This window comes from Serratia sp. TSA_130.1, from assembly GCF_052691795.1.
Window position 1 is genome coordinate 534697 of the sequence record NZ_JBQZFS010000003.1, and the last position, 8718, is coordinate 543414.

The following is an 8718-nucleotide window of genomic DNA, read 5'->3' on the forward strand; positions in this document are numbered from 1 at the left end:
TATGGTGGCAGAACTGACCGCGCTGCGCGATCAAATCGATGAGGTGGATAAAGCGCTGCTGGATCTGCTGGCGAAACGCCTGCATCTGGTAGCGGAAGTGGGCGAAGTCAAAAGCCGCCACGGTTTGCCGGTTTATGTGCCGGAGCGCGAAGCCGCGATGCTGGCCTCGCGCCGCCGGGAGGCGGAAAATCTCGGCGTGCCGCCGGATCTGATCGAAGATGTGTTGCGCCGCGTGATGCGCGAGTCTTACGTCAGCGAGAACGATAAGGGCTTTAAAACCCTGTGCCCGCAGCTGCGGCCGATCGTCATTATCGGCGGCAACGGCCAAATGGGCAGGCTGTTCAATCGCTTGCTGACGTTGTCGGGTTATCAGGTCAGGGTGTTGGATCAGGAAGATTGGCCGCAGGCGGAGCAGCTGTTGGCGGATGCCGGCATGGTGATCGTCAGCGTGCCGATCCACGTGACCGAGCAGGTGATAAGCCGCCTGCCGACGCTGCCTGCCGATTGTATTCTGGTGGATCTGGCGTCGGTGAAGAACCGGCCTTTACACGCGATGTTGGCGGCGCACAGCGGCCCGGTGGTCGGTCTGCATCCGATGTTCGGCCCGGACGTGGGCAGCGTGGCCAAGCAGGTGGTGGTCTATTGCGACGGCCGCCAGCCGGAGGCGTATCAGTGGCTGCTTGAACAGTTGCAGGTGTGGGGCGCGCGGCTGCATCGCATCAGCGCGGCCGAGCACGATCAGAATATGGCGTTTATTCAGGCGCTGCGGCACTTCGCTACCTTCGCCTACGGGCTGCACCTGGCGGAAGAGAACGTGCAACTGGAGCAACTGCTGGCGCTCTCTTCGCCAATCTACCGGCTGGAGCTGGCGATGGTTGGCCGCCTGTTCGCGCAGGATCCGCAGCTGTACGCCGATATCATTATGTCGTCGGAAGAAAACGTGGCGCTGATTAAGCGTTACTACCAGCGCTTCGGCGAGGCGATAAAGCTGTTGGAGCATGGCGACAAACAGGCGTTTATCGAGAGCTTCCGCAAGGTAGAGCATTGGTTCGGCGATTACGCCCAGCGCTTCCTGGTGGAGAGCCGCACGCTGTTGCGGCAGGCTAACGACAGCCGGCAGTAAAACAGCGGGCAGTAAACATAAAGGGTTCGGCCAAGCCGAACCCTTTTTTACGGTTTCAGGATGGGTTGACCGGCACCACGGTGTCGCTTGGGTAACAGCCCAGCACCTTCAGCGAGCGGGTGATCGGCGCCAGATCGCGCAGCGCTTTTTGCATCGCCTCGGCGCGCAGGTTGGCCTGCACATCGATATAGAACATCTCCTCCCACGGATTGCCGTTGATCGGACGTGATTCCAGCTTGGTCATGATGATGCCGTTATCGCGCAATACCAGCAGCGCTTCGACCAGCGCGCCGGATTGTTGGCCGGTCGCCATGATCAGCGTGGTTTTTGCCGGCACCTGTTCGGAGACATCAATCGCTTTGCGCGCCAGGACGATAAAGCGGGTGATGTTTTGCTGCTGGTTGGCGAGATTGTGTTCCAGCACCTGCAGCCCGTACAGCGCGCCGCCGGCCTCGCTGCCCAGTGCAGCCACCTTCGGCGAATTCAGCTTGGCGACTTTCTCCATCGCGGCCGCCGTGCTTTCGGTGTATTCGATTTTCCAGTGCGGGAAGCGGTTAAGGAACTGGCTGCACTGTTGGAACGGCTGCGGATGGCTGTAGACGGTTTCTATCTGGCTCAGATCGCTGTCGCCGGCGATCAGAACGCAGTGGTTGATCGGGTTGGTCAGCTCGCCGACGATCGACAGACTGGTGTGTTGCAGCAGATCGTACACCTCGTTAATCGAGCCTGAGCTGGTATTCTCGATCGGCAGAATCGCGTAGTCCGCTTGGCCGGTTTCCACCTGGGCGAAGATATCCTGAAACTTCTGGCAGCCACATTCGATCAGCTGATCGAAGTGGCGGGCAGCGTATTGGCGCGCAGCCAGATGCGAGTAAGAGCCTTTCGGACCGAGGAAGGCGATGCGGGCGGAGTGCTGGCTGACGGGGTTGAGCTGGTGCTGTAGCAACGCCTGCTGGGTCAGGACGGAATCTTCGATGATCAGTTGAAACAGGCGGGTGACGTAAAAGCCGTCCAGGTCGTAAGGCTTGGCGGCGGCGATCAGCGCATCCAGCAGATCGCGCTCGCGCTCTTTATCGCGGATCGGGCGATGAGAGTGCAGCTTGGTCTTGCCGACTTCGATCGCCAGCTCACGGCGTTCCGCCAGCAGGGCCAACAGTTTCAAGTCCAGTGCGCTGATGCGCTCGCGCAGCACCAATAACGGGTTGTCAGTCATAATCAGCTTCCGCCTTCAGTTCTTATTCGTTGTAAAACAGCCATAAAAAAAGCCCCCTGTTTCCAGGAGGCCTTGTTGTTCGTCTTCGCATTCTTTCTCACACGACGAAACGCCTCCCAGTCAGGGGAAGGTAAAAAAGAATGCGAAGAAAAACGGTGTGCGTGGCATGGTCTACCTAAGGTTAATGTGATCAGGTTTTAAAGTAACCGCTGGCCTTTACCCCGTCAACAAAAATACCCGACAAAAAACGCGCCCTCGGGCGCGTTTGATGCGGCAATCGCTGTCGGACGGTTATTCCTGCTCTTGCGTGACTTCCGGCACAATGTCTTTCACGCTGGCATTGCAGCGGCGCGCTTCGCCTTTGTGCTGCACTTTGTTCAACTGGCGCTCCAGTTTGGCGATCAGCTCGTTAACGGCGGTATACATGTCATCATGTTTGGCGCTGGCGACCAGCGGGCCGTTAGGCGTAGTAATGGTAGCGTCGGCGACAAACCCTTGCGGCTCTTTGGATAAGACGATATGCGGGTTAATCAGCTGGGTCTGCCATTTTTCCAGTTTGGTGAGACGGTCTTCGACGTGATTGCGGATTGCGGGAGTGATATCCATTTGTTTGCTGGTAATGTTCAATGTCATATAACTTACCTCTCTGTCTTTCCGTCTTGGTGAATCCAGCATACCCCGCTTTTTGTTTAAATGCGTGATGTAAATCACGATTTTTTGTCACTTTTTGCAAAGTTAGTTCAATCTGTGATTCAGCATTTGAATTGGCTATCTAATGCTTGAGAGTTGCCGCCGGATGGCGCATTATCGATGAGTTGACCGGTGAGGAGCGCTAGCTAACACCGTGTTTTTACTTGTGTATTTTTCCAGTAAAAACCCGGTCGACGCCAATGAAAACGGCAGCCTTGGCTGCCGTTTGGTTTTTCTGCCGGTGCCGACGCGCGCTTATTGTGGGTTGGCGGCGATCACTTTGGCCACTTTGTCAGCCTGGCCGTTCAGCTGCAGCTGCTTGTAGGCATTTTCCATCAGCGGCAACACGTCATGCGTCGCTTTGGTATCCGGGAATTCACGCAACATCTGCTCGGCGCGATTAACGACCGCGACGTAAGCACCGCGTTTAGTGTAGTATTCCGCCACCGAAAGCTCATACTTGGCCAAACGATCTTTCAGATACACCAAACGCTTGTTGGCGTCGGTCGCGTATTGGCTGTTCGGGTATTGCTGAATCAACTGGCTGAAGTCGCGGAACGCAGCGCGAGCGTGCTGAGGATCGCGGTCCGAACGGTCAACCCCGAAGAAGCCCTGCAGCGCGCTGTCATCAAGCGCCATGTCGGTCAGGCCGCGCATGTACATCACGTAATCGATGTTCGGGTGCGTCGGATTCAGGCGCATGAAGCGATCGATGGATGCCTGAGCCATTGGCAAGTCGGCAGCCTTATAATAGGCGTAAATCAAATCCAGCTGGACCTGCTGGGAATACGGCCCGAAAGGATAGCGGTTATCTAACGCTTCGAGTTGCGTAATCGCGCCCTTGAAGTTACCGTCCTGCAGTTTTTGCTGCGCGGTAGCATAGATTTCCGAAGGCGGGTTGTCGGGAACCGCATCCTTGGATGTGGAGCAACCTGCCAGCGCCAGGCTCAACGTGGCTGCCGCCACCAGATATTTCATACGCGTCATGACGTTTTGATTATCCTCAGGGTGTTATTCCGGGAGACTGTCCGTTAAGCTCCCGACAAAGACCAGGTACAATAGCACATTATATTAAACGGCATCGCCGTGAAAACCCAACGTTAACGAAGAAGCTGCATATGGCACAACAAGTACAACTCACCGCAACGGTGGCCGAATCTCAACTCGGACAACGTTTAGATCAGGCTTTGGCCGAATTGTTCCCTGATTATTCACGATCTCGCATAAAAGAGTGGATCCTGGGCGATCGGGTGAAGGTCAATGGCAAAACGTCAAACAAACCGAAAGAGAAGGTGCTGGGCGGAGAGACAGTCGCCATCGATGCACAGATAGAAGAAGAAGCGCGTTGGGAGCCGCAGGATATCGCGCTGGATATCGTCTATGAAGACAGCGATATCCTGGTGATCAACAAGCCGCGCGATTTGGTGGTGCACCCTGGCGCCGGTAACCCGGACGGCACGGTGCTCAATGCGCTGCTGCATCACTACCCGGAAATCGCCGACGTGCCGCGTGCCGGCATCGTGCACCGTCTGGATAAAGACACCACCGGCCTGATGGTGGTGGCGAAAACCGTGCCGGCGCAAACCCGGCTGGTGGAGGCGCTGCAGGCACGCGAAATCACCCGTGAATACGAAGCGGTGGCGATCGGCACCATGACGGCAGGCGGTACGGTAGAAGAACCCATCGCGCGCCATTCCACCAAGCGCACTCACATGGCGGTGCACCCGATGGGTAAGCCGGCGGTGACGCACTATCGCATTATGGAGCACTTCCGCGCGCACACTCGTCTGCGCCTGCGCCTGGAAACCGGCCGTACTCACCAGATCCGCGTGCACATGGCTTACATTAGCCATCCGCTGGTGGGCGATCCGCTGTACGGCGGCCGTCCGCGTCCGCCGAAAGGCGCTTCGGAGGCCTTCATCAACACGCTGCGCGGCTTTGACCGCCAGGCGCTGCACGCTACCATGCTGCGTTTGTATCACCCGATCAGCGGCATCCAGATGGAGTGGCATGCGCCGCTGCCGCAGGACATGGTTGATCTGATCAACGCGCTGAAGGCGGACACCGAAGAATTCAAAGATCAGATGGACTGGTAATGCGCTCGCTCATTCTGCCCGACTGGCCGTTGCCTCCCGGCGTTAAAGCTTGCAGCACCACGCGCGATGGTGGCGTCAGCCTGCCACCTTATGACTCGCTGAACCTCGGCGCTCACGTGGGTGACGAGGCGCAAGCGGTGAAGCGCAATCGGGAAAGGTTGGTTACCGCCGCCGGCTTGCCGCAGATGCCGGTATGGCTCGAGCAGGTGCACGGCACTCGCGTGGTGACGTTGACGGGACAAGCGCCCGCCGATCTGCGGGCGGATGCGGTGTACAGCAACGTGCCGGGTCAGGTGTGCGCAGTGATGACGGCGGATTGTCTGCCGGTGCTGTTCTGCTCGCAGCAAGGCGACGAAGTGGCCGCCGCTCACGCCGGTTGGCGTGGGCTATGCCACGGCGTGCTGGAGCAAACCGTGGCGGCGTTCAGCGCCGCACCGGGCCAAATCAGCGCCTGGCTGGGGCCGGCGATCGGCCCGCAGCAGTTCGAGGTCGGGCCGGAGGTGCGCGCCGCTTTCATGGCGGAAGACGCTGAGGCCGCAGCGGCATTTACCCCGCATGGCGATAAGTTTTTGGCTAATATCTACTTGCTGGCTCGCCAACGCTTGTTGCGTGCGGGCGTTCAGGCCATTTATGGCGGCGACCGCTGTACGGTTAACGAAATGAGCCATTTTTTCTCCTATCGACGCGATGGAATAACCGGACGTCTGGCAAGTTTAATCTGGCTGATATAACCTATTGAATTAGGACGATCCAACGACGCATGGCGTTGTACCGAAAATTTAGCGTCGAGATAACCTTGAAAATTTGAGGGATGACCTCATTTAATCTCCAGTAGCAATTTCGACCCATCTTGGAGGTGTTATGCGTCTGGATCGTCTTACCAACAAATTCCAGCTTGCCCTCGCCGATGCCCAGTCACTAGCCCTTGGGCACGACAACCAGTTTATTGAACCGCTACATCTGATGAGCGCCCTGCTCAATCAGGAAGGGGGCACGGTTCGTCCACTATTAACTTCCGCAGGTATCGATGCCGGGCGTGTACGCACCGAGATCGAACAGGCGCTGTCCCGTTTACCGCAGGTAGAAGGCACCGGTGGCGACGTTCAACCGTCCCACGAGTTGGTGCGCGTTTTGAACCTGTGCGACAAGCTGGCGCAAAAGCGTGCGGACAAATTCATTTCTTCCGAGCTGTTTGTGCTTGCGGTGCTGGAAGACCGCGGCTCGTTGACCGACTTGTTGAAAGCGGCCGGCGCGACGGCCGATAAAATCAGCAAAGCCATTGAACAAATGAGAGGCGGTGACAGCGTGGAAGACCAAGGCGCCGAAGACCAACGGCAGGCATTGAAGAAATACACTATCGATCTGACCGAACGTGCTGAGCAGGGCAAGCTTGACCCGGTGATCGGCCGTGACGAAGAGATCCGTCGCACCATTCAGGTGCTGCAACGCCGTACCAAAAACAACCCGGTGTTGATCGGCGAGCCTGGCGTGGGTAAAACCGCCATCGTCGAAGGTCTGGCGCAGCGCATCATTAACGGCGAAGTGCCGGAAGGACTGAAGCACAAGCGCGTATTGTCCCTCGATATGGGCGCCTTGATCGCCGGCGCCAAATATCGCGGCGAGTTTGAAGAGCGTCTGAAAGGCGTGCTCAACGATCTGGCCAAGCAGGAAGGCAGCGTTATCCTGTTTATCGACGAACTGCATACCATGGTCGGTGCCGGTAAGGCGGATGGCGCGATGGACGCAGGCAATATGCTGAAGCCGGCGCTGGCGCGCGGCGAGCTGCACTGCGTCGGTGCCACCACGCTGGATGAATACCGTCAATATATAGAGAAGGATGCGGCGCTCGAACGTCGTTTCCAGAAAGTGTATGTGGCTGAGCCGAGCGTGGAAGACACCATTGCTATTCTGCGCGGCCTGAAAGAGCGTTACGAACTGCACCACCACGTGCAGATCACCGACCCGGCCATTGTGGCGGCGGCAACGCTTTCGCACCGCTATATCGCCGATCGTCAATTGCCGGACAAGGCTATTGACCTTATCGACGAAGCGGCGTCCAGCATTCGCATGCAGATGGACTCCAAGCCGGAGTCGCTCGACAGGCTTGAGCGCCGCATCATCCAATTGAAACTGGAACAGCAGGCGCTGAATAAAGAGTCTGATGACGCCAGCAAGAAACGCCTGGACATGCTGAGCGATGAGCTGGGGCAGAAAGAGCGCGAATACTCGGAGCTGGAAGAAGAGTGGAAAGCGGAAAAAGCGTCGCTCTCCGGCACCCAGAATATCAAGGCTGAACTCGAGCAGGCCAAAATCACCCTGGAGCAGGCGCGTCGCGTCGGCGATCTGGGGCGGATGTCGGAACTGCAGTACGGCAAAATCCCTGAGCTGGAAAAACAGCTCGCCGCCGCCACGCAGGCCGAAGGCAAGAGCATGAAGCTGCTGCGCAACCGGGTGACCGATGCGGAGATTGCCGAAGTGCTGGCGCGTGCCACCGGGATCCCGGTCGCAAGAATGCTGGAAGGCGAGCGCGACAAGCTGCTGCGCCTGGAACAAGAACTGCATTCGCGAGTGATTGGCCAGGACGAAGCGGTCAGCGCAGTCTCCAATGCGATTCGCCGCAGCCGTGCGGGGCTGTCCGATCCTAACCGACCGATCGGTTCGTTCCTGTTCCTCGGCCCGACCGGGGTGGGGAAAACCGAGCTCTGCAAGGCGCTGGCTTCGTTCCTGTTCGACAGCGACGACGCCATGGTGCGTATCGATATGTCCGAGTTTATGGAGAAACACTCCGTTTCGCGTCTGGTCGGCGCGCCTCCGGGCTATGTCGGTTATGAAGAGGGCGGCTACCTGACGGAAGCCGTACGTCGCCGGCCTTATTCGGTGATTCTGCTGGATGAAGTCGAGAAAGCGCACCCGGACGTGTTCAATATTCTGTTGCAGGTGTTGGATGACGGCCGCCTGACCGATGGTCAAGGCCGCACCGTCGATTTCCGCAATACCGTGGTGATCATGACGTCCAACCTGGGTTCCGATCTGATCCAGGAGCATTTCGGTCAGATGAACTACGCGCAGATGAAAGAGTCGGTGATGGAGATGGTGAGTCACCACTTCCGTCCAGAGTTCATCAACCGTATCGACGAAGTGGTGGTGTTCCACCCGCTGGGCGAGAAACACATCGCCGCGATCGCCAAGATTCAGTTGTCGCGTCTGTACAAGCGTTTGGAAGAGCGCGGTTACGAAGTGACCATGACCGAACCGGCCCTGGCGCTGTTAAGCAAAACCGGCTACGACCCTGTATATGGCGCACGCCCGTTGAAACGCGCTATTCAGCAGGAAATCGAGAACCCGCTGGCGCAGCAAATCCTGTCCGGCAAGCTGATCCCCGGCAAGCTGGTAACGCTGGATGTGGAAAACGACCATATCGTTGCCCGACAATAACGGCAATTAAGGATAATAAAGATGAAAGGGAGCGGGTGACCGCTCCCTTTTCTTTACCTTCGTTTGTCCCTGTTTACAGGGTTTGCCGCTATTACTGTGCTAAAACCGGTATTTTCTGACTAATAAACATCCTAAAAAGGCGTTTTTGGTGATTATTTGAA

The 8718-nt window shown here is 57.5% G+C and carries 8 protein-coding genes and 1 other annotated feature; of the genes, 4 read left to right on the forward strand and 4 right to left on the reverse strand.

The window, feature by feature from the left end; translation table 11 throughout:
* Position 1 precedes the first annotated feature (1 nt).
* A complete protein-coding gene (tyrA, locus tag ACUTQY_RS15620; protein WP_033641935.1) occupies positions 2-1123 on the forward strand; it encodes a bifunctional chorismate mutase/prephenate dehydrogenase in 1122 nt (373 codons plus the stop codon).
* 55 nt (positions 1124-1178) lie between these two features.
* Here tyrA and pheA read toward each other — a convergent pair whose 3' ends face one another.
* The 4 genes from pheA to bamD all read right to left on the reverse strand — a co-directional run bounded on the left by pheA (position 1179) and on the right by bamD (position 4013).
* Positions 1179-2336 (reverse strand): bifunctional chorismate mutase/prephenate dehydratase, encoded by a 1158-nt coding sequence (gene pheA / locus ACUTQY_RS15625; protein ID WP_046688266.1) that lies wholly within the window; start codon positions 2334-2336, stop codon positions 1179-1181.
* 42 nt (positions 2337-2378) lie between these two features.
* Positions 2379-2505: a sequence feature (Phe leader region), on the reverse strand.
* On the reverse strand, positions 2457-2504 hold the full coding sequence (locus tag ACUTQY_RS15630; protein ID WP_101428074.1) for a hypothetical protein: 48 nt from the start codon (positions 2502-2504) through the stop codon (positions 2457-2459). It overlaps the preceding feature by 48 nt.
* 122 nt (positions 2506-2627) lie before the next feature.
* Complete coding sequence (gene raiA, locus ACUTQY_RS15635) at positions 2628-2969, reverse strand: ribosome-associated translation inhibitor RaiA (protein ID WP_004932457.1); 342 nt, start codon at positions 2967-2969, stop codon at positions 2628-2630.
* Positions 2970-3281: 312 nt separating this feature from the next.
* Positions 3282-4013, reverse strand: coding sequence for an outer membrane protein assembly factor BamD (gene bamD / locus ACUTQY_RS15640; RefSeq protein WP_004932456.1), 732 nt, complete (start codon positions 4011-4013; stop codon positions 3282-3284).
* A gap of 131 nt (positions 4014-4144) precedes the next feature.
* Between bamD and rluD the strand changes: the two genes are divergently transcribed.
* The 3 genes from rluD to clpB all read left to right on the forward strand — a co-directional run bounded on the left by rluD (position 4145) and on the right by clpB (position 8557).
* On the forward strand, positions 4145-5122 hold the full coding sequence (gene rluD / locus ACUTQY_RS15645) for a 23S rRNA pseudouridine(1911/1915/1917) synthase RluD (protein ID WP_004932452.1): 978 nt from the start codon (positions 4145-4147) through the stop codon (positions 5120-5122).
* The gene (gene yfiH, locus ACUTQY_RS15650) at positions 5122-5853 is read left to right on the forward strand and encodes a purine nucleoside phosphorylase YfiH (RefSeq protein WP_033641938.1); all 732 of its coding nucleotides are present in this window, start codon (positions 5122-5124) and stop codon (positions 5851-5853) included. Before rluD ends, yfiH begins: the two co-directional genes overlap by 1 nt.
* Positions 5854-5983: 130 nt before the next feature.
* A complete protein-coding gene (clpB, locus tag ACUTQY_RS15655; RefSeq protein WP_025301647.1) occupies positions 5984-8557 on the forward strand; it encodes an ATP-dependent chaperone ClpB in 2574 nt (857 codons plus the stop codon).
* Positions 8558-8718 lie beyond the last annotated feature (161 nt).